The organism is Streptococcus mobilis, from assembly GCF_059727625.1.
This window is the reverse complement of sequence record NZ_AP041823.1, coordinates 658,789-680,902: the sequence shown is the minus strand read 5'-3', so window position 1 is coordinate 680,902 and position 22,114 is coordinate 658,789. Positions and strand designations below refer to the sequence as shown.

Genomic DNA, 22,114 nt, shown 5'->3' with positions numbered 1-22,114 from the left:
TTAAATAGCTTTTGCGCTAGTTCGAATGATTTCATCGACTTTCAAACCGTTGGCTTCAAATTTACTACGGATTCCTTCTAGATTTGTCACCCCATCAATTTGGACTTCGATAACGACACGATCGTCTTTGGTTGGGATATTGACTGTATTGGCGATGTTATACCCTTCTTCTACAATCAAGTGAATGATTTGCTCGAGAACGCCAACCTTATCTTCCGTCACAAAGCGTACACGGACTCCTTCTTCTCCATAACCGGACACTTCAAGGAAGGCACGGAAAATATCACGATCCGTGATGACACCGGATACTTGCTCATTGTCCACGACTGGAAGAATTCCCACCTTGTTCTTATACATGAGGTAGGTCGCATCTTCTAAGCTAGCAAATTTTGAGATGGTAATGACATCGCGAAGCATGACATCTTTGACCTTAGTTTTGTTCAAGAGATAGTTCATCTCATAAATCGACAAGCTGGTTGCTTTAGATGGACTTGCTTCTGCAATCGTACCTTCTGTCACCAAGCCAACTAATTGATCATTTTCAATGACTGGCAAACGGTGTAAGCCTTGTTCGCGCATCAAATCTGCCGCGTGGGCAATTGTCGTATCTGGACTAATGTAAACCACTTTACGTGTCATAAAATCTTTAACAGCCATAACAAGTTCTCCTATGTTTTTATTAGTTTTATTATACTTGATTTTAAAGATGATTTCAAACGCTTTCAGCAGTTTTCTCTTGTTTTCAAAATTTAGAAAAATCAAACACACGTACCTTTTTATTCAACATTTAAATCTTGCAAACTAGTCTTAGTCACTAGTAACCGATTTATTAGAAAATAAGGAAAGTACAAATACCACAATAGATAATAATATGAATGCACCCCAAGCAAACTGAAAGTTCCAAATGGATAAACTTGTAAACAAAATAGTTGCTAATGGCATTGATAATACTGATATAACCTTAAAAAAACTACTAGTTTGTGCAAGAATTTCCGGTGGAAGTTTTGCCATTAATAGACTATTTAATTTGGGATTTACCTTACTACTAAGATACATCATAAATGCCAACACACTAAAGGAAATAATTTCCAAACCATTTATCCAACCACATATTCCTATTAAAATTAATAATCCACTATCTATTTGAAGTATTTTAATAAGTGAAAGCTTAGAAAAATAATCATTAGGGGTCATTCCACCAATTAGGGCTGAAACAAATAATATTGTTTGAAGTAAAAACACCGACTGAGCAAAAGATAAACCAAAGGGAGTTATTTCTGTAAATTTCAAATTGTACATTATTAAAATAGCACCGCCTAGCGAATTTAATCCTAAAATTGAAAAAATCATTAGACCAAAACGTACTTTCTCTTGATATTTAAATATACTTTTACTATTTTTGTAAAGGTTCTTAATTTGTGAGATAAACCCATTTTCTGGTGAATAATTAACTTCTGGATGTGTCAATTGTCTTTGAATTTTAAGCAACACCATCGATGATAATAAGAAACTTATAGCATTTATTGTAGCTAAAAAGAAGAAATTATTATGAGAAATCGTTAGTAACCAAACTCCCAAAGTTTGACCAGAAATCAAAGTTATTTGACTAATTACTTGATCAAAAGAGTACGCTTCCATCAGTTCTTCTTCGGGAATGTGGGACTGAAACATAGGTAACACTAGGCCTCTTCTGTACTCTGCAATACAATCTGATAGGATGTTAATGAAACATACAATTGAGAAAACTAGCCATGAATTTTCTTTCGATAAGAACGCAACCATAATAAATAATACTGCTTGTATATATCCTAATAATAGCAACCACAATTTCTTATTCTTTGTTTTGTCAGCCTGCATTGCAATAAAAAGAGCAAAAATCGTTGGAATATATTGTATAAAACTCGCTACACCAACCGCCAATTTACTATTCGCCATACTTGCTGCAAAAACCACAAAAACAAGATTATAAATAGTTGATCCTAAATCATCGAAGAAACTAGACAACACCAGATTCCTAAAAAAAATATTTCTAAAAAAGACTTTCATCTGCAATACCTTCTTAGTAGATACTTAATAGACATGACTTAAATTCTAATAAAAATATTTATTATTAGAATTATTTTATTCTTCTATATGAATTAACAAAATATCGAAGGATTTAATTGTTATATCTAAATATAGTTTACTACTAAATTTTAAATATTTAACAGAGTTTCAAATATGAAATATCCTATCTCATACATCTAATCTTTTGCCTAATTTATATGTATCCCAAACTGGTCCAATTTCACCTCTAAAATATTAATCAGTTGACTATCACCAACAACTCGAAGAGACTCTATAAACTGTTTAATTTCCTTTTTAGAAATTTTTGACTTTAAATAACCATTTACTAATTTTAAAAATTTTAACAACATGATTTCTAGCATATCATATGGGAAAAGAAGCTTTTCTAGCTCGAGTATAAACAATGGAACTTGAGTATCAATTTTTCTTAAAATTAATTCACCAATTAAATTTATGTACGTTAATTTTAAAGAACTTAAATTGTGTTTAAGAAAATTATAATCTTTAGTCCTTTCCGCAAGCTGATCCCCAAAAAATAATAGATCTTCATCTGAAATTAAAGTCATTGTATTTCCAAATACATATAATTCAAACCATGTCCAAGATTCAATTGAAAATAGATAATCTACCAATACTTTTCTATCTTCTATATTTATTTCATAATTTTGATCTAATGAATGTATCGCATTTTCAATAATGAATGACTGAATTCTTTGATATCGATCCGTCTCTTCACTCTGTAATACTTCGGTTAATAGATACTCTAATCCTTTAATATCCTGTTTCAAAAATAAAGTGGATATCTTCTTACCTAAAATAATATCTTTAGGTAATTCATAATTATTTAATTTATGGCCAAACTCTTCAAAAGTCATGTGGATTGATTCTATCGCTATTAATAATTTATCAGCACTTAACATCGTTTGCCCATTTTCAAATTTAGACAATTGTGCTATGCTCAATCCTTTCCTAGCAACATCCTTTTGTTTTAAGCCTCTGGCAATTCTTAGTTCCTTATATAATTCACCCAATTGAATTTTTCGATCTATATGCATAACTTATAATCCATTTCAGTCATTAGTAATTACGTTTATTTTACCAAATTAATAAAGGAAATTATATATTTTAAATTATTTTACTAAGAAAAAATCTCAGCCAGTAAAAATGAAAAAAGAAAGGCCTTCAGGACCTTTCTTTCGAATATTGTAAAACTATCTTTCCTATAATATAAGATTAATAATTCTTCATAATAGAAATTATGCTATTTTTTGAATCATTTGGGAGTATATTGAAACTTTCCGCCGTGAGAAAAGTGCTTGAAACAAGATTGTTTCAAGCACTCGGGAGTTTTGAGACCTTAGGCTCAAAACTAAGTCATGGAACTTCGTAGAAGTTCGCTGACGTCCGTACTCACCTAAGGAAAGTTTCTAAATTTTCTTTGTCATCAATACGAAGAAAGGTTTCGCTATCTTTTCCTTTCAAACAAACTTTAGAAATCTTATCCACCAAGGTAAGCCTTGCGGACTTCTTCTGAGGCTAAGAGTTCTTTTCCTGTTCCGGAAAGAACGACTTTCCCTGTTTCCAAAACATAACCGCGGTCCGCGATGGCAAGGGCCTTGTTGGCATTTTGCTCAATCAAGAGAACGGTTGTTCCTTGTTTTTGAATATCTTGGATGATATCAAAGATTTCTTGGATAAAGATTGGGGCCAATCCCATAGAAGGTTCATCCAAAAGCAAGAGTTTTGGCGTCGACATGAGGGCACGACCCATTGCGAGCATTTGTTGTTCCCCACCAGATAGGGTAGCGGCATCTTGGTTCTTCCGTTCTTCCAAACGTGGGAAACGTGAGAAGACTTTCTTCAAGTTAGCTTGATTTTCTTCTCGATCTTTCTTCAAGAAAGCTCCCATTTCCAAGTTTTCCATAACGGTCAAGCCTGGAAAGACGTGGCGGCCTTCTGGAACCTGAGAGAGTCCTGCAGCTACAATCTTTTGAGCCGGAACCTTTTGAATCTCCTGCCCCAAAAACTCAATTTTCCCAGCACTTGGACGCACTAAACCTGAAATGGTACGAAGAATAGAGGTTTTCCCAGCACCATTGGCACCGATAAGAGAAACAACTTCTCCTTCATTGACTTCAAAGCTGACATCTCGGACAGCCTGGATCATGCCGTAGTGTACGGAGAGGTTTTCAACTTTTAACATAGACATTAGGCTTCACCTCCAAGATAGGCTTCGATTACGCGTTTGTTTGTCTTGATTTCATCTGGCGTACCATGGGCAATCAAGCGACCGTATTCCAATACATAAATCCGTTCGGTTACTTCCATGACCAAGCTCATATCGTGTTCGATCAGCATGATCGTAATATTGAATTCTTTTTGAATGCGACGGATCAATTGGGTCAATTCTGCTGTTTCTTGAGGGTTCATTCCTGCAGCAGGTTCATCCAAGAAGAGGATTTTTGGCTCTGTAGCAAGGGCACGAACGATCTCTAAGTGACGTTGTTGTCCGTAAGCTAAATTCTTGGCCAAAGTATCTGCTTCTTTTTCCAAACCAAAAATGGCTAACAATTCAAGAGCTTTTGCTTTCAAAGCTTCTTCATTCTTATAATAGCTTGGCAAGCGGAAAAGACTAGCAAAGACATGTGGTTTGTGGTGATTGGCAAAGGCAATCAAGACATTGTCCAAAACGCTCAAGTCTTTAAAGAGACGAATATTTTGGAAAGTCCGTCCCAGACCACCTGCAGCGATTTTATAAGGTGCTTTACCATTTAGTAGCTGACCATCTAAGGTAATGGTCCCTTCACTTGGTTCATATACCCCTGTTAGGAGGTTGAAGAGGGTTGTTTTACCGGCACCGTTGGGTCCGATCAAACCAACCAATTCCCCTTCATTGAGTTCCATGGTCACATCCCCAACGGCTGTCAAACCACCAAAGTTTTTTGTTAAATTTTTTACTTCAAGAAGTGCCATTAGTTAGCCTCCTTTTTTGAGAGTAGTTTTTTCAAGCTGAATTCCCATGTTCCTAGAAGACCACCTGGACGGAAGATCATTACGAGAATCAAAGCCAATGAGTAAATGATCATACGGACACTTGAGAAGTCTTGAAGCACCATGTTCAAGATCCCCAAGACGATAGCTGCTACAACTGTTCCTGACATTGATCCCAAACCACCAAACACGACAATGATCAAGACATTAATGGTATTGGTGAAAGAGTAATCTTTAGGAACAACAGAACCGATAAAGCCAGCTTGAAGAGATCCAGCAATCGCCGCTGTGATCGCACCAAATACAAAGGCAATGACTTTAACCTTAGTCGTATTAATCCCAACAGATTCTGCTGCGATTTCATCTTCACGAACAGAAAGGGTAGAACGCCCAATTGGACTGCGTAAGAAGTTAATCGTAAAGATCGTTGTAATCACGACAAAGAGGTAAACCAATTGCCAAGTTGTAAAGGCTGGTAAACCAAGGATCCCAGCGGCACCATTTGTTAGAGTACCACCATTGACGATCAAGATCCGGATAATTTCAGAAACCCCAAGTGTCGCAATCGCAAGGTAATCCCCTTTCAACCGAAGGGTTGGAACCCCAACGATCAAGGCAACGAGACCTGCAATCAAGGCCCCTAAAACCATAGCGCCAAAGAAAGCACCGTAGGTTGGTGATTTAGAACCAAGAATAGCAGCAGAGTAGGCACCAATGGCCATAAATCCGGCATGTCCGAGTGAGAATTGACCTGAGAAACCAACAATGAGGTTCAGGCCAACTGCAAGGATAATGTTAATCCCGATTTGTTCTAAAATTTGGATATAGAAGAGGTTGAGCACACCCGCTGCAACCAAGACTTGGATCAAGGCAAAACCTGCGACCAAAAGACCAAGCCAGACTAAATTCACTTTTAAATTTTGTTTCATGGCTTACACCTTCTCTTTCACATTTTTACCGAGGATACCTGCAGGACGGATAAGCAAGATCACAATCAAGATGGCATATACAATGGCATCACGGAAGTCTGAAAGACCAATCGCTGTAGCGAAGGTTTCCAACAAACCGATAACAAATCCACCTAGGGCCGCACCTGGAATGATTCCGATTCCTCCAAGAACGGCTGCGACAAAGGCTTTGATCCCTGGTGTCATTCCCATCAAAGGTTCAATCGAGTTGTAATACAAACCGATCAAGACACCACCAGCACCTGCCAAGGCTGATCCCAAAGCAAAGGTAAAGCTGATGGTACGGTTTACGTTAATCCCCATCAATTGAGCCGCATCACTATCGACAGATACAGCACGCATGGCTTTCCCCATCTTTGTCTTTTGGATAATAAATTGAAGAGCGACCATCAAGAAAACAGACACTCCCAAGATCATCAACTGAATGTTGGAGATGGAAATGGGACCGAAGTTGTAACGAACCGTGTGAATAACTTGAGGGAAGGAACGGGTATTAGCACCTACAAAGAAGACCATCCCATATTCAAGCAAGAAGGAGACACCGATGGCTGTGATCAAGGCAGCAATCCGAGTCGAATGACGAAGCGGACGATAAGCCAGGTATTCAATCACAACCCCTAAAATAGCTGTCCCAACCATGGCTAGAAGCAAGGCTACAAAGAAGTTCACTTTCCATGAATTCAATAAGAAATACCCCATAAAGGCACCTACCATGTAGATATCCCCATGGGCAAAGTTGATCAATTTGATAATTCCATACACCATGGTATAACCAAGGGCCAAGAGTGCATAGACACTTCCCAAGATTAGACCGTTCACTAATTGCTGGAGCATTTGAACCATCCTTTCTAACAATAAAGAGCGAGGCCAGGAATTTTTATTCTCCCAGCCTCTTGTACAAACAACAAATGATAATTATGGTTTAACAGACTCAACAGATTTGACTTTACCATCTTTCAAGCCAATCATAAGAGCTGATTTAACCGGGTTGTGGTTCTTGTCGATTGACATTGTACCAGTCACACCTTCCAAGTCTTTCAACTTGGCAAGGTTGTCTTTCAATTCGACAGAGTTCTTAGCACCTTTAGATGCTTCTGCAACCATGTAAACTGAGTCATAAGCCAAAGCTGCGAACATTGAAGGTTCTTCATTGTATTTCGCTTTGTATGCTTCTACGAATTTCTTGGCTTTATCAGTCATTTCACCTTCAGTAGAGAATCCAGCTACGTAGTAGATATCTGTAGCTGCAGCAGGTGTTGCTTGTTCAACGAACTTCGCATCGCTAAATCCATCACCACCAATGATTGGTTGTTTGATTCCCATACCACGCGCTTGGTTTACGATCTTACCAGTTTCAGTGTAGTAACCTGGAAGAACAATGGCATCGAAGTCTTTATCTTTGATTTTTGTAAGAGCAGCTTGGAAGTCTGTATCCTTAGATTGGAACGTTTCTGTTGCTACGATTTCACCTTTATAAGATTTCTTGAAGGCTTCAGCAATCCCTTTAGCATAGTCAGATGAGTTATCGTAGTAAAGAACGACTTTCTTCGCTTTCAAGTTATCAGTTGTATATTTTGAAATGATTTTTCCTTGGAAGCTATCGATGAAGGTTGCACGGAAAAGGTAATCTTGACCTTTTGTCAAATCATCTTGAGTTGCAGATGGTGTTACCAATGGAACACCTGCTTTACCAGCATTGGCAACGGCTGCTGCAGTTGCACCAGAAGTTGCAGGTCCTACAAGAGCGTTTACTTTTGATTGAGTGACAAGGTTTGTAGTGACTGTTGCTGCTTCAGCTGTTTCAGATTTGTTATCTTTATCTGTGACAACGATCTTCTTACCGTCAGCTCCACCCTTAGCGTTGATTTCATCAACGGCCAATTGAGCACCTTTTTGTTCAGCACTACCGTAGGCTGCTACTTCACCAGTTTTTTCAAAGTTAAAACCGACTTTTAGTTCTTTACCGATTTCGTTACCAGTTGTGTTTGAACCTGAAGTAGAAACTTCACCACAAGCCGCAAGAAGAGCGACACTTGCAATGGTTAAAAATGAAAGAGCAAATTTTTTCTTCATTTGTAATGATCTCCTTAAATGAATCTTAAATTAAATACATTAAGAATATACCGAATTATCTGACAATTGTCAATAAAAAAAACGCAATCCATCAAATGATTGCGTTTTCTATCCTTCTGTGACCACGGATGGGACCTCCAATCGCTGCAAACTCCCCACAAAATCCGTATCTAAATCTTTGAGATGGCAAGGCAAGACCTTTTTGACATAACGTTCTTTCTTTAAGTCTTCCATGACTTGATCGGCCTTGTCACTGTCCACATACAATTGGACATAACGGCATTTCTTAGAATGGTACAAGACATCTCCGACAGATTGTAATTTTTTCCCATCTCGATTGTAATACAACTTGACAATCAAGCCTGTTCTTTCTTGTTTCTCAAACATGGTCAATCCCTTTCTCGTTCTGTTACTAGTATATCAAATTTCAAGAAAAAGAACTACTCTTTTATGAGAGCAAAAAAGAGAGTGGGACAGAAATCGGTAATTCGTTAAAATTCGATTTCGTCGTCCCACCTCCGCACAGTTGAGTAGGGCTGTAAAAGCTGATGAAATCAGCGTAGTAGAGCCCACTCAACCACTGCGTCTTGCTCGACAATCCAAAAATAATTGAGAGGCTAGGACTTTTGTCCCAGCCTCTTGACGGACCTTCCCACAGGATGGTTTAGCCCAAATTATTGTTGGCCATGATTTCATCAATAAAGCCATATTCAAGAGTTTCTTGCGCGCTCATCCAATTGTCACGTTCAGCATCTGCATGCACTTTTTCAATGGATTGACCTGAATTTTCCGCAAGGATTTTTTCCAAGTTATTCCGTGTTTTGAGCAAGTGTTCTGCTGCAATGGCCATATCAGTTTGTTGGGTACCGCCACCAGTACCACCCATTGGTTGGTGAATCATGTACTCTGCATTTGGCAACATGAAGCGTTTGCCCTTCGCACCGCTTGAAGCAATGACAGTCCCCATAGAAGCTGCCATCCCCATGACAATGGTTTGAACATCTGACTTGATAAAGTTCATAGTATCTACGATGGCGAGACCTGCAGAGACAGAACCCCCTGGTGTATTGATATACATATAGATATCTTTTGTATTATCTTGGGCATCCAAGAAGAGTAATTGAGCGATAATGGAGTTAGCCATTTGGTCCTCAACTGGTCCTGTTACCATGATAATTCGATCTTTCAACAGACGGGAATAAATATCGTAAGAACGCTCTCCGCGACTGGTTTGTTCAATAACTACTGGAATCATCTATTCTTCTCCTTTAGCATCCATTCATTCTCACGATTCGTGAGGTTCAAAGTATATGTGCTATTATAAACTAATGGTCAAAAAAGGTCAAATCTTAAGCACCTTTCGAACTTATAATGAATGGTTTCTTTATTTGGTACCGAATAAACGGTCACCTGCATCTCCAAGACCAGGAACAATGTAGCCATGTTCATTCAAATGATCATCGAGGGCTGCTGTAAAGATATCAACATCTGGGTGAGCTTCTTGAAGAGCTTTCACCCCTTCTGGCGCTGATACCAAGCAGACAAACTTGATATGGCTAGCGCCACGTTTTTTCAAGGAATCAATAGCTAGAATAGCAGATCCACCCGTAGCAAGCATCGGGTCTACTACAAAGATACGACGTTGATCAATATCTTCTGGCAATTTCACCAAGTATTCAACTGGTTTCAAGGTTTCTTCATCACGGTACATCCCGATATGGCCAACCTTAGCAGCTGGTACCAAACTCAAGAGACCATCGACCATCCCAATCCCTGCACGAAGAATTGGGACAATAGCCAATTTCTTCCCTGCGATTTGCTTTTGAACGGTTTTAGTAATAGGAGTTTCAATCTCAACATCTTCAAGAGGCAATTCACGCAACACTTCGTAGCCCATCAACATAGCAATTTCATCTACCAATTCACGAAAGGCCTTCGTAGAGGTATCCGTGCGACGGAGAATAGACAATTTGTGTTGAATCAGTGGATGTGTAATAACTTCTAATTTTCCCATTTTGAGATCCTTCTTTCTAAGCTGTTATTATTCAAAAAAGAGCTATGATAAAAGCGGAGTCAAGCTCTACTCTTTCTTTCAGTCCCTCTTTGATACTCACAGCACATGGAAATCTTCATTTCCAACTTTACATTCTTCTTATTATACCAAATTTTACCAAAAAAAGAGAGCCCTTACACTTAATTTTTTAAGTTCGGACTCACTCTTTCTATCAATCAATTACAACCATTCTTTGTATTTCTTAATATAGATACGTTTGACAACCGTCACACTCAGCATATAGAGGACGATAATCGCAAACAATAGAACAAAGTACAATCCATTTAGTTGGCTCAACTTCAAGATAGAAGCCAAAGGACTATATGGAAGGGAGGTTACAAAGAAGGCTGCTGCTAGGGTCGTCACCACGACTGAGAAGGCTGGACGACTTTGGATAAATGGAAGTTTTGGTGAACGCAACATATGGATAACCATGGTTTGAGACCACATAGATTCGATAAACCATCCAGTTTGGAACACCATGATAAAGGCTGCTGCATCTGCTGCTCCATGGTTGTAGCCATGACCTAAAATCATAGGAACAACAAGGAAGTAAAGAAGCATGTAGGTAATAATATCAAATACAGATGAAATTGGACCAATCCAGGCCATAAAGCGCATGATAGAGTTTGCTTCCCAGATACGAGGTTTCTTGAGAAATTCCTTGTCGACATTGTCAAAAGGAAGGGCGATACAAGAAAGATCATAGATAAGATTGAGCACAATCAAATGAACGGGAGCCATTGGAAGGAAAGGCAAAAAGATGCTGGCAAAGAGAAGAGAGAAGATGTTCCCGAAGTTAGAAGAGACCGTCATCTTGATGTACTTGGTCATATTGGCATAGACCTTGCGGCCTTCGACCAAGCCTTTTTCAAGAACCATCAAGTCCTTATCTAGAAGGATGACATCTGCTGTTTCCTTGGCAATATCCACAGCGGTATCCACGGAGATCCCAACGTCTGAGACCTTCATGGATGGAGCATCGTTGATCCCATCTCCCATGTAACCAACCTTGTGGCCATTATTCTTGAGGCAGAGGATGATCCGCGCTTTTTGATCTGGTGATAATTTGGCAAAGACCGTTGTTGTTTCCACAACTTGTGCTAACTCTTGGTCTGTCATCGTATCGATTTCGCTTCCCAAAAGAATCCGCTCGACATCTAGTCCTACTTTTTCACAGACAGCTTGGGTGACCTTTTCATTGTCCCCAGTTAAGATCTTGGTGGTTACCCCATATTCTGCAAGAGCTTTGATCGCTGGAGCTGCAGAAGGTTTTGGTGGATCAAGAAAGGCAAGGTAACCAGTTAGGATCATGTCTCGTTCATCTTCAACACTAAAGATGTCATTTTCGTCCAAATCGGTTTTGTAGCTAACACCCAAAACACGAAGTCCTTGTTCATTTAACTGAGCAACTTCAGCGAGGACCTCTTGACGAACTTCATCTGTCAGGCGTTTAATCTCACCTTTGTATTCAACATAAGTCGATACAGAAAGCATTTCTTCCAAGGCACCCTTGGTCACCATGCTGACCACACCGTCTTCGTCTTTGACAATGACACTCATGCGACGACGTTCAAAATCAAAGGGCAATTCATCAATCTTATGGAAGGTTTGATCCAGGTCGCGAACAATTTCATGTTTCTTGGCTTCTTTCTGGGTCCGATTGATAATCGCTCGGTCCATCAAATTTTTTAGCCCGGTTTGGAAATAGGAATTCAAGTAAGCCCGGCGAAGGACTGATAGATCCAACTCGCCATGGATATCAAGCGGATACTCCAAAACGATTTCATCTTGGGTCAAGGTTCCTGTCTTATCAGTACACAAAATATCGATAGCGCCGAGGTCTTGGATGGCATTGAGCTTTTTGATAACGACTTTTTCTTTTGCCATAATGATGGAGCCCTTAGCAAGACTCGCTGTAATAATCATCGGCAGCATTTCCGGAGTCAAACCAACCCCAACGCTGAGGGCAAAGACACCCGCTTCTAACCAGTCACCATCTGTGAGGCCATTGATCACAAAGACAATGGGCACCATCACTAACATGAGCCGAATTAAGAGCCAAGAGATGGTATTCATTTCTCTCTCAAATGAGGTTGGTTCGTCATAAGTGTTGATGGTTTGCTCAATAGCTCCCATCATGGTTTCATCTCCCACGACCAAGACCAAGGCTGTCGCCCGTCCGGAGATGACATTGGTCCCCATAAAGGCCAAACTTTCACTTTCCAAGAGACTATCTAGATTTTGACTGTCGGCTTTTCTGAGACAAACCTTTTCAACAGCATCACTTTCCCCCGTGAGACCAGATTGTTGGACAAAGAAGTCACGGGAATCAATCAAGACCACATCTGCTGGAATCATATCGCCGGCACTCAGTTTGATCACATCTCCTACGACGATTTCATCGATCGGAATTTCTTGTTCCGATCCATCACGCAGAACGGTCGCTGTATTGACAATCATACGTGATAAGTTGCTAGCTGCTTTGTCGCTCCGCAATTCTTGAATGAAGCGGATACCACCAGAGATCAAGACCAAGGTCACAATGATGATGGAGGTCGTTGGATCCTGTTCACCTGGTTTTGCTAGCCAGACATTAGTAATGAAGGAAACCAGCGCAATGACCAACAAAATCACCGTAAAAGGATTGATGATCGATTCGTAGATCTTTTTGATCATGGAATCTTCTTGACCTTTTGTGATGACATTTTCGCCATAAATATCACGGTTTTCTTCTACTTTATCGTCAACCAAACCAAGGGCACTGGTTTTGTAGTTGGCAAAGGTGCTTTCAAGTGGTTCTTGAAGAGCAGCAATGAGTCTTTCTTTATTTGTTTGCATTAGTATCTCCTTTTTCAATCAGGAGCCAATCACTTTTGGAGTCCCTACGACACAAATCAGCGATTGGCTGGTTCGGTGCGGTTCGGGATGATCGTCGATTTGTATCATAGCTCTCTCCTTTCTCTTTTCTTGGTAAGGCATAAAAAAGAGTCCTACCCTCGATCGGTAGGACTCATGAAACTCGTCATTTATTTTTCAATCAAAACTCTCAAAAAACTGACCGTCCAAGCTTTAGCTCCACAAGGCAATGAAATGAACTTAGTCTTGACCTTTGCGATCAGAACTGTTGACCAACGAGTAGTGTCTCCACTGCTTTGCGGTAGTCATCCGTATCCTTGTGGTAGCCTCACCTACCGTATTTCGAGTATATTGTACTCCTTCACTTACAGAAAGTCAACACTTATTTGTGAAAAGTTTCCACCAAGCGTTTGGTGATTTCTTCAATGAGGGTGAAGGGAGCTGCCACATTGAGGCGGGCATGCAAGGTTCCTTCTTTTCCGAAATCTGTTCCACGGTTCAAAATCAATTTGGCTTGGTCATGGATTTTAGCATGCAGCTCATCATCGGTATAAGGATAGGCTGAAAAGTCCAACCAAAGAAGATAGGTGCCTTGGGGTTTCATGACACGGATTTTGGTTTTTTCATGCAATTCATCTACCACATAGTCGATGTGTTTTTCAAAGACTTGCTTGAGCTCTGTCAACCAAGGTTTACCATGGCGATAAGCCGCTTCTGTTGCAATATAGCCCAAGCCTGAAATTTCATGTTGATTATTGGCCAATTGCCGTTGTTTAAAAGCCGTACGAAGCTTTGGATTTTCAATGACCACATAGGAATTTTTTGTTCCTGCAATATTGAACGTCTTGGTTGCACTAGTTAAGATCAAGCTGAAATCTTTAAAGCTTGGATCAACCGTATTAAAGCTAGTATGACGGTGGCCAAACAAGGCCAAATCTTGGTGGATCTCATCTGAAACGAGAAGGACACCATGTTTTTGACAGAGGTGGCCGATTTTTTCCAAGACTTCACGATCCCAAACACGGCCTCCAGGATTGTGCGGATTACACAAAACATAGAGTTTAACCTCTTGCTCCACAATGTCTTTTTCCAGCTGATCAAAATCAATTTGGAAAAGACCATCCTTTTCAACTAATGAATTTTCGATCAATTTTCGACGATTAAGCTTGACACTTCGGGCAAATGGAGGATAGACCGGCGTATTGATTAAGACAGCATCCCCTTCCTTAGTAAAGGCTTGAATAGCTGTTGAAATGGCTGGAACAACACCTTCGATAAAGACGACAGCTTCCTTGTCAAAGGAATAGCCGTGCTCTTCTTTTTCCCAATCAAGGATAGACTGGTAGAGGCTATCCGATGCATAGGTATAGCCGTAGACCATTTGGTCAGCATAGCCGATAACAGCTTCTCGTACTTCTGGAATGACATTAAAATCCATGTCCGCGATCCAAGCCGGAATGATTTCTGGATCTGTCTCAGTTTCTTTCCACTTGTAGGTATGGTGGGTCAAGCGATTCGGTAAAGTCGTGAAATCATATTTGGTCATCTTAAGCCTCCAATGCTTGTTTCAAATCTTCAATCAAATCATCCGCATCTTCGATTCCGATGGACAAACGAAGAAGATCATCTGTCAAACCATATGAATGGCGAACTTCTGCAGGAATGTCCGCATGGGTTTGAGTGGTAGGATAAGTGATCAAACTTTCAACTCCGCCAAGGCTTTCTGCAAAGGTAAAGACTTGAAGGGAATTCAACAAGTTGGGAATTTTTTTCTCATCTTGAATTTTAAAGGAGACCATTCCACCTTTTCCAGTGTAGAGGACTTCTTTGACCTGAGGGGAGGTTTTCAAAAACTCGACTACCTTGCGGGCATTCTCAGTGGAGCGCTCCATCCGGATAGAGAGTGTCTTGAGACCACGGATCAACAGATAGCTGTCAAATGGGGAAAGAACAGCACCTGTCGTGTTCAAATTGTAAAAGAGTTTGTCATACAAGTCTGCCTCATTTGTCACGACAACACCAGCCAAGACATCGTTGTGACCAGCCAGATACTTGGTTGCTGAATGAAGAACAATATCTGCTCCCTCTTCAATTGGGCGTTGATAGATCGGGCTATAGAAGGTATTGTCCACCACAACTTTGGCACCTTTAGCATGGGCCAATTTGGCTAAATGAGCAATATCAAATTCCAACATCAATGGATTGGTTGGTGTTTCAATATAGAGGACATCCACTGGATCATGATCTAGATGGTGGATCAATTCTTCTTCTGTATTGGCATAGGTGAAAGAGAAACGACCCTCTTGCTCTTGTTGGTTAAACCAGCGGAAAGAACCTCCATAAAGGTCACGAACGGCCAAGACTTTTGAACCAACTGGGAAAATGCTAAAAGCAAGCACAATGGCTGACATTCCAGAGCTTGTCGCCAAAGCATAGTCTGCACTTTCGATAGCCGCCAAAGTCTTCTCAGCTGTTGCGCGTGTTGGATTTTTCGTACGGGTATAGTCAAAACCTGTAGACTGACCAAATTCTGGGTGTTGGTAAGTCGTAGAGAAATGCAAAGGAGTCGTCAAAGCTCCCGTTGCTTTATCCGACTTGATTCCTGCCTGTGCCAAAATCGTATTGATATTGCGTTTTTTACTCATATTGCCCTCCGATAAACATTCAATCTAACTGATTACTATTTTATCACTATTATGAGGAGAGCGGTTTTCCCATTTTCAAGACCTAGCTATAGTTTCAAACTATAAGAAAAGGCTGGTCATTTATGTCCAGCCTTTGATTTATTTAATCCGGAATTTTTGTCTGAGACGTGCAGCTTGACCTCCGATAAAGCGGTCAAAATACCGTAGCCATAATCCTAAGGCTCCATAGATAACAACTCCTAATCCGCCAATGACGATAATATAAATCATGCTCGATACACGGCCATTTGGTGGGAAAATCCAGCCCAAAATCAAACCAGCGATCAAGACTCCAAGTAGCATCACCACGGTCAGAATGGAACCAAGCAAGGTCCGCTTGAAGACGATGGTGCGATTAAACTGAGTAATGGTTTGGATCTCCCGATACATGAGAACGATTGGGACCATTAAGGCAATGGTCGTTGACAAAAGCGGACCATAAGAACGAAAGACCAAAATAAATGGAATTTGTAGGACCAATTTCACCACTACACCATAAAGGAAGTAGCGGATGGCCTTACGATTTTGAAAGAGGGCTTGAATCATTGGCGATAAGACCGTGTAAAGACCGAGAATTACGGTCTGCAACATCGCTACGATGAAGAGTCCTAAGGCCAAGCCATCTGGTTGCCCATAAAATACCGTATAAAGTGGTTTTGCGACTGCTACTGCACCAAAGGTGGCTGGAAGCAAGAAAGCTAGCAACATGGTCAAGTTATCCTGTACAAGCTTTCCAGCCGCTTTTAGGTCCCCCTTCACATAATTCTCTGTCAACAGAGGAATCCCAACTCCCCCAATCGAAGTCGCTACCGCAATCAAGATCATGGTAATTTTGTTTGGATTAGCAGAGAAATAACTAAACATGACCAAGAGCTGCTTTTGACTATAGTCTGTGAACCAAGACATGACATTGATAAAGGTCATCTGGTCAACAATTTGGAAGAGCTGAATCGCGGAACCTGTGATGATAAAAGGAATAGCCTCACGAATCGTATCGATCAAGAGAGCCCGAGTATCAATCCCATCACTTCCCTCTTGCTTTCTAAAAATAGAAGAGAGCAAGCCTGTCTTTGCAAGGTAATAAAAGAGCACCAGAAGGCTCGCTCCCATCCCAATAAAAGCAGCAAAGGTCGATTGCGTCACAGCTTGCACATAATCACCTGAGCCAATCTTCATAATGAAGAAGGTCGTGAGCAACATCCAGATGACCCGAATGACTTGTTCTGCAATCTGGCTAATGGCGTAAGGCTTCATGTTGTTAAAACCTTGGAAAAATCCCCGAATGACACTCATCGAAGGAAAGATCAGGACAGCCCAAGAAAGGCTCTGCATGATCGGAATCAACTCTTTTCCCCCACCTGAAAGACTCGCAAAGACAGGAGACAAGAGATACATGAGAATGGCAAATCCAAGGCCTAGAATTCCCATGAATTTCAAGAAGCCCCGAATCAAAGCAAAGCTATGATCGGCTTGGTCCCGGGTATTGTACTTGGCTACTTGCTTGGCAACAGCTACGGGTACTCCGGCTGTCGAAATCAAGAGAAACCAAGCATAGATATTGTAGCCCATTGTAAAAAGACCATTGGCTTGTGGCCCATATTTTCCCATCCAAATATACCAAGGAATAATATAAGCAGCTCCTAGCAAACGGCTGATAAAGTTGCTGGCTGTCATCCAGGCAGTCCCGCGTAGCATCTGGGCTTGCTGGTCATTTTGTTCGTGACTCATAAACGTCCTCTTTCGTTTCTTCTTCTCTTCATTATAAACTTTTCCATGTTACTTGTAAAATTCAGACTTTCGGTTTACAATAGTTTTATGATTACAATTGAACAAACCCTCAACATTTTAAAACAAGACCAAAATTTCCGAGAAGTTCTAGTAAATGGTGAATACTACTACCATCTAGAAGGAACAAGTTTTGATGCTATTAGCTATGATAGCCGTAAGGTTTCTGCTAGTACCCTCTTTTTTGTTAAAGGGGCCAACTTCAAAAAAGAATACCTGGAACAGGCTATTTCTAATGGACTCGGCTTTTATGTCTCTGAAAAAGATTATGAAGTTGGTATTCCTGCCATCCTCGTCAATAATATCAAACAGGCCATGAGCTTAATCGCCATGGAGTTTTATGGACACCCTGAGAAACAATTAAAACTATTGGCCTTCACAGGGACTAAGGGAAAGACAACCGCGGCCTATTTTGCTTACCATATTTTGGAACAAAGTCACCGACCAGCTATGCTGTCGACCATGAATACAACACTGGATGGTAAAAACTTCTTTAAATCGACCCTGACAACTCCAGAGAGCTTAGATCTTTTTGCCATGATGGCTGAGGCAGTAGCCAATGATCGGACCCACCTCATTATGGAAGTTTCCAGTCAAGCTTATCTAGTGAAACGGGTTTACGGTCTGACCTTTGACGTTGGTGTTTTTCTCAACATCAGTCCTGACCATATTGGACCGATTGAACACCCAACTTTTGAGGATTATTTCTACCACAAACGTCTCCTCATGAAGAACAGCCAAGCCGTTGTCATCAATAGTGATATGGATCATTTCCAAGTTTTAGCGGACCAAGTCGCGAAGCAAGACCACGATTTTTATGGAAGCCAGTCTGAGAATCAAATTGAAAACTCTAAGGCCTTCAGCTTCTCAGCCACTGGTAAATTAGCTGGAAACTATGAAATCCAACTGATTGGACATTTCAACCAAGAAAATGCTGTGGCTGCCGGACTTGCCTGCCTTCGCCTAGGTGCGAGCCTCGAGGATATCCAAAAAGGGATTGCTAAGACGCGCGTTCCAGGCCGAATGGAAGTCTTGACTCAGAAAAACGGCGCTAAGGTCTTCATCGACTACGCCCATAATGGAGATAGCTTGAAAAAACTGCTCTCAGTTGTTGAAACCCATCAAACCGGGACCATTTCACTGGTCCTTGGATCAACTGGGAATAAAGGAGAGAGCCGCCGCAAGGACTTTGGCTCACTCTTAGAAGACCATCCTGAAATCCAAGTCTTCCTCACAGCGGATGATCCCAACTATGAAGATCCTTTGGCTATCGCTGAAGAGATTAGTAGTTTTATCACGCGCCCTGTCGAGAAAATCGCAGATCGCGAACAAGCCATTCAGCTGGCTATGGCGACAACCAGCAAGCCTGAAGATGCTGTTATTATCGCTGGAAAAGGAGCAGACTGCTACCAAATCGTAAATGGCGTTAAAGAAGAGTATCCAGGTGACGCCGCCATCGCTGAACGTTATCTATAATCAAAAAAAACAAGGCTAGGAAAATTCCTAGCCTTTATTTTTTTATAAAAATGAATCGTTCTTTATCAAATTCGACAGCTAACTCATACTTTCCATCTTCATTTTGAATGATGTAGCCCAATAAAACTAAACTGTCGACAAAGATGTCCTTGCGCTTTTGCTGGACTACTTCTTTTTTGAGGAACTTGAGCAAAAAGCTAGTCATATACTTGAGAGCATACTCAGGATTGACATCTCCCAAAATAGCATAGAGCTTTTCTTGCTCCTCTGTCAATGGATATTGGTGAGCAACCTTGTAGAAGTAATTGGAAAGGGTCTGTGCATGTCGCGCAAAGTCCGTCTCCTCTATGAGAATCGCTTCATTGGTAGTATTGCGGAGTTCCGTTTGGAAGACCTTGGCTTTTAATTCTTGATAAACTGCACTGTCCTCTCGGACAAAGACCTCCTGATCCAAATCGACAAGATCAGCTGACTCCAAGAAAGGCAGGTTGAGGGTGTAGCGTTTATTTTCTCGAAGGATAAAGCCCGCTTTGATATATTCCTCCATCAGCTTATCCACTGGTTGATCTGGAAATTGGGCCTTGATTTGCCGCAGGATCACATCGTCGTGCTGATCCAAAAAGTTGATCAAGTCCTTGAAAAATGGCTGACGTGTCAAACGTGTGGGATTAATGATTGTAATCATCCAAATACCTTTCTTTAAACTGTAGCTGTAGTGATTGGGCTAACTGACTAGGATTGGTCCCGGGCTGATCCAAAGGAACCGCTAGACCAAGCTCTCTGTAGTAATCTTCCCAAAACGGACTAATCTCTTGTTCTCCTTCCCCAAACCTCATGGGAATGGTCTCAAAAATAGGAAGTAGTTCGGCAATGAACTGGGAACAGTAATAACCATCTCCATCCGGGTAAAAGGAAGCATTGTAGGGAGCACCTAAAAGACTCTCTGCCCGCTTTTTGACTTCTTTGAGATCGATTCCCGAATAGCGATAAAGGTCATAGACTTTCTCAGCTTCAAAGAAATCTTCAGGGGATTGGGCAAGGACGCCACCTTCTACCGTGGCATGATAAATGAATCCGTCCAAAAAGATGGCCACATGGCTATAGTTGCCAGTTGATGCCTGGATGGCCTGCCCCATTTCTGTATTTTCACTGACAAAAATCAAATCGCCCGTCTCCAACATGGTCTTCTCCTAGCAAAAAAGGAGCCGAAACTCCTTTTTAACGATGGGTTTCCCCATTTATCATTAGCCATTAAAGCTTTCAGTCAATTGAGGTACCACTTGTTTCTTACGTGAAACAGCGCCTGGAAGGAAAGCGTGGTTGTTTTCAAGTTTGAAGTTGAAAGCTGCTTCTACCTTGTCCATATTAGCACCAAGGGCAAGAATTTCTGAGTTTGAGTTGACGATGTCTGTAATCATCAAGACAAAGTCAGAGTACCCGTTAGCTGCATTGGCAGCTTGGATGGCTGCTTCGATTTCAGCTTGGCGTTCCAAAACTTCAGCAATATCAACTGTGTTCACTTGAGCCACACGAACGTTATTTCCGTTCAATTCAAAAGTCTTAGCATCGATATCGATCAATTCTTCTGCTGATTTGCTTGCCAAGTTGGTACCAGCCTTGAGCATGGCAAGACCGTATTCTTCCAAGTTGACACCAGCCAATTCAGCCAATTCTGGCGCAATCACCTTATCAGATGGGTGTGTTGTTGGAGATTTCAAAAGAAGGGTATCTGAAATCAAACCTGAAAGCATCAAACCTGCCAATTCTTTTGGCACTGCTACACCGTGTTCTTTGAACATGCGGTATACGATAGAAGATGCTGATCCAACTGGTTCCAGACGCATGTATAGTGGGCTAGCAGTTTCAAAGTTTGCCACACGGTGGTGATCCACTACACCGTAAACTTCTACTTCAGCGATATCTGAAACAGATTGTTGGAATTCATTGTGGTCCGTCAAGATGACTTGCTCTGCCCCTTCTGCTTTAGCTGATGTGATGACGCGTGGTGCTTCCACACCAAAATAGTCCAATACGAAAGCTGTTTCTTCATTTGGAGTTCCAAGAGCCACTGCTTCTGTATCCAAACCATAAGCTTCTTTTGCAAGATAAGCAAAAGCTACAGATGAGCCGATAGCATCTGAGTCAGGATTTTGGTGACCAAAAACGAGAATTTTTGACATATTTCTACCTCTTTATTTCATTTATAGATTCACTCTATTTTAACACGTTTTTCCGTTTAAAGAAAGGGAAGAACAATGCATTTCACTAGAAAAAACAGTTGGGATTGCCAACTGTTTTTCTTCTTTATCCTTTGACCCGTTTCAGGTAATCTTGGTAACTTTCTGTTTCCATCAAATCTTTTGCATTTTGGACCCGTTCTTTTGTCGGTGGTTTCACACCCTCCAATTTGTACGGAATTCCCAATTCACGCCATTTGAATTCCCCCATAGTATGGTAAGGAAGGATCTCAAATTTATCAACATTTTTAAGGGTTTTAACAAATTTCCCAAGTTCGATCAGGTCATCATCTCGGTCTGTAAGCTCAGGCACCAAGACGTGGCGAATCCAAACGGGCTTGCCAATATCAGACAAATACTTGGCACAAGCTAGAATCGTTTTATTGGTATGGCTGGTCACAATTTTGTGACGTTCATCATTGATTTCCTTGATATCAAGAAGCACCAAGTCTGTCACCGCCATCAAGCGGTCGAATTTTTCCAAATAACGAGGTGTATTCCGGAAAGGAAGGGCACAGGTATCCAAGGTACAATGAATGCCCAACTCTTGAGCCTTGGTGAAGAGGGCAATCAAAAAGTCAATCTGCAAGAGGGCTTCTCCACCACTGACAGTGATTCCCCCTTTTTCGCCCCAAAATCCACGATAACGGAGGGCTTCTTCTAGGACATCATCCACGGTCCGTTCACGGGACTTGTTGGTTTCCATTGCCCAAGTATCTGGATTGTGGCAGTATTGACACCGCATTTGACAGCCTTGAAGGAAGACAATAAAGCGGATCCCAGGCCCGTCTACTGCCCCAAAACTTTCTGTTGAGTGTACCATTCCTGTTACTTTTCCATAGTCAACTGTTTCATTTTCCATTGAGGAACCTCTTCTCTTGAAAACGTTTTATGGTTTTATTATAACACGATTCCATCTAT

Annotated in this window: 20 protein-coding genes and 1 riboswitch; of the genes, 1 reads left to right on the top strand and 19 read right to left on the bottom strand. The window is 41.0% G+C overall.

Features of this window, described 5'->3' with window-relative positions:
* The 15 genes from AC6IZR_RS03220 to AC6IZR_RS03150 form a co-directional block, all read right to left on the bottom strand.
* The gene (locus AC6IZR_RS03220; RefSeq protein WP_497848773.1) at positions 1–657 is read right to left on the bottom strand and encodes a CBS domain-containing protein; all 657 of its coding nucleotides are present in this window, start codon (positions 655–657) and stop codon (positions 1–3) included.
* Between the two features lie 150 nt (positions 658–807).
* Positions 808–2,046 (bottom strand): MFS transporter, encoded by a 1,239-nt coding sequence (locus AC6IZR_RS03215; protein WP_049516198.1) that lies wholly within the window; start codon positions 2,044–2,046, stop codon positions 808–810.
* Positions 2,047–2,255: 209 nt separating this feature from the next.
* Positions 2,256–3,122 (bottom strand): Rgg/GadR/MutR family transcriptional regulator, encoded by an 867-nt coding sequence (locus tag AC6IZR_RS03210; protein WP_049516195.1) that lies wholly within the window; start codon positions 3,120–3,122, stop codon positions 2,256–2,258.
* Between the two features lie 443 nt (positions 3,123–3,565).
* Complete coding sequence (locus AC6IZR_RS03205) at positions 3,566–4,276, bottom strand: ABC transporter ATP-binding protein (protein WP_003008277.1); 711 nt, start codon at positions 4,274–4,276, stop codon at positions 3,566–3,568.
* Complete coding sequence (locus AC6IZR_RS03200; protein ID WP_003005595.1) at positions 4,276–5,040, bottom strand: ABC transporter ATP-binding protein; 765 nt, start codon at positions 5,038–5,040, stop codon at positions 4,276–4,278. The genes AC6IZR_RS03205 and AC6IZR_RS03200 overlap by 1 nt, the downstream gene beginning before the upstream one ends.
* Positions 5,040–5,987, bottom strand: a complete 948-nt coding sequence (locus AC6IZR_RS03195; protein ID WP_048689708.1) for a branched-chain amino acid ABC transporter permease — start codon at positions 5,985–5,987, stop codon at positions 5,040–5,042. The genes AC6IZR_RS03200 and AC6IZR_RS03195 overlap by 1 nt, the downstream gene beginning before the upstream one ends.
* Positions 5,988–5,990: 3 nt before the next feature.
* Entirely contained in the window at positions 5,991–6,860 is an 870-nt protein-coding gene (locus AC6IZR_RS03190; protein ID WP_049515409.1) for a branched-chain amino acid ABC transporter permease, read from the bottom strand.
* 81 nt (positions 6,861–6,941) lie between these two features.
* Complete coding sequence (locus AC6IZR_RS03185; protein ID WP_061455012.1) at positions 6,942–8,099, bottom strand: ABC transporter substrate-binding protein; 1,158 nt, start codon at positions 8,097–8,099, stop codon at positions 6,942–6,944.
* A 108-nt stretch (positions 8,100–8,207) separates the two neighbouring features.
* On the bottom strand, positions 8,208–8,486 hold the full coding sequence (locus AC6IZR_RS03180; RefSeq protein ID WP_347112403.1) for a DUF2129 domain-containing protein: 279 nt from the start codon (positions 8,484–8,486) through the stop codon (positions 8,208–8,210).
* Positions 8,487–8,763: 277 nt separating this feature from the next.
* Positions 8,764–9,354 (bottom strand): ATP-dependent Clp protease proteolytic subunit ClpP, encoded by a 591-nt coding sequence (gene clpP / locus AC6IZR_RS03175; protein WP_214254694.1) that lies wholly within the window; start codon positions 9,352–9,354, stop codon positions 8,764–8,766.
* A gap of 129 nt (positions 9,355–9,483) precedes the next feature.
* Positions 9,484–10,113 (bottom strand): uracil phosphoribosyltransferase, encoded by a 630-nt coding sequence (gene upp / locus AC6IZR_RS03170; RefSeq protein ID WP_003005574.1) that lies wholly within the window; start codon positions 10,111–10,113, stop codon positions 9,484–9,486.
* A gap of 219 nt (positions 10,114–10,332) precedes the next feature.
* Complete coding sequence (gene mgtA / locus AC6IZR_RS03165; protein ID WP_347112400.1) at positions 10,333–12,993, bottom strand: magnesium-translocating P-type ATPase; 2,661 nt, start codon at positions 12,991–12,993, stop codon at positions 10,333–10,335.
* A gap of 207 nt (positions 12,994–13,200) precedes the next feature.
* Positions 13,201–13,358, bottom strand: a riboswitch (M-box (ykoK) riboswitch).
* A gap of 35 nt (positions 13,359–13,393) precedes the next feature.
* Positions 13,394–14,557 (bottom strand): MalY/PatB family protein, encoded by a 1,164-nt coding sequence (locus AC6IZR_RS03160; protein ID WP_201036728.1) that lies wholly within the window; start codon positions 14,555–14,557, stop codon positions 13,394–13,396.
* 1 nt (position 14,558) lies between these two features.
* A complete protein-coding gene (locus tag AC6IZR_RS03155; RefSeq protein WP_049471747.1) occupies positions 14,559–15,656 on the bottom strand; it encodes a cystathionine gamma-synthase in 1,098 nt (365 codons plus the stop codon).
* A gap of 138 nt (positions 15,657–15,794) precedes the next feature.
* Entirely contained in the window at positions 15,795–17,423 is a 1,629-nt protein-coding gene (locus AC6IZR_RS03150; protein WP_003013325.1) for a putative polysaccharide biosynthesis protein, read from the bottom strand.
* An 87-nt stretch (positions 17,424–17,510) separates the two neighbouring features.
* Between AC6IZR_RS03150 and AC6IZR_RS03145 the strand changes: the two genes are divergently transcribed.
* Positions 17,511–18,956: a UDP-N-acetylmuramoyl-L-alanyl-D-glutamate--L-lysine ligase gene (locus AC6IZR_RS03145; RefSeq protein WP_021153677.1), complete on the top strand. Its 1,446-nt coding sequence runs from the start codon at positions 17,511–17,513 to the stop codon at positions 18,954–18,956.
* Positions 18,957–18,990: 34 nt separating this feature from the next.
* Here AC6IZR_RS03145 and AC6IZR_RS03140 read toward each other — a convergent pair whose 3' ends face one another.
* The 4 genes from AC6IZR_RS03140 to pflA all read right to left on the bottom strand — a co-directional run bounded on the left by AC6IZR_RS03140 (position 18,991) and on the right by pflA (position 22,055).
* The gene (locus tag AC6IZR_RS03140; RefSeq protein WP_195529716.1) at positions 18,991–19,641 is read right to left on the bottom strand and encodes a DUF1803 domain-containing protein; all 651 of its coding nucleotides are present in this window, start codon (positions 19,639–19,641) and stop codon (positions 18,991–18,993) included.
* A complete protein-coding gene (locus tag AC6IZR_RS03135) occupies positions 19,625–20,137 on the bottom strand; it encodes a YiiX/YebB-like N1pC/P60 family cysteine hydrolase (protein ID WP_021153679.1) in 513 nt (170 codons plus the stop codon). The genes AC6IZR_RS03140 and AC6IZR_RS03135 overlap by 17 nt, the downstream gene beginning before the upstream one ends.
* 63 nt (positions 20,138–20,200) lie before the next feature.
* Positions 20,201–21,136 carry a manganese-dependent inorganic pyrophosphatase gene (locus tag AC6IZR_RS03130; protein ID WP_021153680.1) on the bottom strand — a complete coding sequence of 312 codons (936 nt, stop codon included), beginning with the start codon at positions 21,134–21,136 and terminating at the stop codon, positions 20,201–20,203.
* A 124-nt stretch (positions 21,137–21,260) separates the two neighbouring features.
* Positions 21,261–22,055 (bottom strand): pyruvate formate-lyase-activating protein, encoded by a 795-nt coding sequence (gene pflA / locus AC6IZR_RS03125; protein ID WP_497848772.1) that lies wholly within the window; start codon positions 22,053–22,055, stop codon positions 21,261–21,263.
* Positions 22,056–22,114: the final 59 nt, after the last annotated feature.

What these genes read in the sequence shown, in the direction of transcription:
- AC6IZR_RS03195 (WP_048689708.1), bottom strand. Translation starts at nt 5,987, where the DNA reads ATGAAACAAAATTTAAAAGTGAATTTAGTCTGGCTTGGTCTTTTGGTC.
- AC6IZR_RS03180 (WP_347112403.1), bottom strand. Translation starts at nt 8,486, where the DNA reads ATGTTTGAGAAACAAGAAAGAACAGGCTTGATTGTCAAGTTGTATTAC.
- AC6IZR_RS03155 (WP_049471747.1), bottom strand. Translation starts at nt 15,656, where the DNA reads ATGAGTAAAAAACGCAATATCAATACGATTTTGGCACAGGCAGGAATC.
- AC6IZR_RS03130 (WP_021153680.1), bottom strand. Translation starts at nt 21,136, where the DNA reads ATGTCAAAAATTCTCGTTTTTGGTCACCAAAATCCTGACTCAGATGCT.
- AC6IZR_RS03135 (WP_021153679.1), bottom strand. Translation starts at nt 20,137, where the DNA reads ATGTTGGAGACGGGCGATTTGATTTTTGTCAGTGAAAATACAGAAATG.
- clpP (WP_214254694.1), bottom strand. Translation starts at nt 9,354, where the DNA reads ATGATTCCAGTAGTTATTGAACAAACCAGTCGCGGAGAGCGTTCTTAC.
- AC6IZR_RS03220 (WP_497848773.1), bottom strand. Translation starts at nt 657, where the DNA reads ATGGCTGTTAAAGATTTTATGACACGTAAAGTGGTTTACATTAGTCCA.
- AC6IZR_RS03210 (WP_049516195.1), bottom strand. Translation starts at nt 3,122, where the DNA reads ATGCATATAGATCGAAAAATTCAATTGGGTGAATTATATAAGGAACTA.
- AC6IZR_RS03215 (WP_049516198.1), bottom strand. Translation starts at nt 2,046, where the DNA reads ATGAAAGTCTTTTTTAGAAATATTTTTTTTAGGAATCTGGTGTTGTCT.
- AC6IZR_RS03190 (WP_049515409.1), bottom strand. Translation starts at nt 6,860, where the DNA reads ATGCTCCAGCAATTAGTGAACGGTCTAATCTTGGGAAGTGTCTATGCA.
- AC6IZR_RS03205 (WP_003008277.1), bottom strand. Translation starts at nt 4,276, where the DNA reads ATGTCTATGTTAAAAGTTGAAAACCTCTCCGTACACTACGGCATGATC.
- pflA (WP_497848772.1), bottom strand. Translation starts at nt 22,055, where the DNA reads ATGGAAAATGAAACAGTTGACTATGGAAAAGTAACAGGAATGGTACAC.
- mgtA (WP_347112400.1), bottom strand. Translation starts at nt 12,993, where the DNA reads ATGCAAACAAATAAAGAAAGACTCATTGCTGCTCTTCAAGAACCACTT.
- AC6IZR_RS03150 (WP_003013325.1), bottom strand. Translation starts at nt 17,423, where the DNA reads ATGAGTCACGAACAAAATGACCAGCAAGCCCAGATGCTACGCGGGACT.
- AC6IZR_RS03140 (WP_195529716.1), bottom strand. Translation starts at nt 19,641, where the DNA reads ATGATTACAATCATTAATCCCACACGTTTGACACGTCAGCCATTTTTC.
- AC6IZR_RS03185 (WP_061455012.1), bottom strand. Translation starts at nt 8,099, where the DNA reads ATGAAGAAAAAATTTGCTCTTTCATTTTTAACCATTGCAAGTGTCGCT.
- AC6IZR_RS03200 (WP_003005595.1), bottom strand. Translation starts at nt 5,040, where the DNA reads ATGGCACTTCTTGAAGTAAAAAATTTAACAAAAAACTTTGGTGGTTTG.
- AC6IZR_RS03145 (WP_021153677.1), top strand. Translation starts at nt 17,511, where the DNA reads ATGATTACAATTGAACAAACCCTCAACATTTTAAAACAAGACCAAAAT.
- AC6IZR_RS03160 (WP_201036728.1), bottom strand. Translation starts at nt 14,557, where the DNA reads ATGACCAAATATGATTTCACGACTTTACCGAATCGCTTGACCCACCAT.
- upp (WP_003005574.1), bottom strand. Translation starts at nt 10,113, where the DNA reads ATGGGAAAATTAGAAGTTATTACACATCCACTGATTCAACACAAATTG.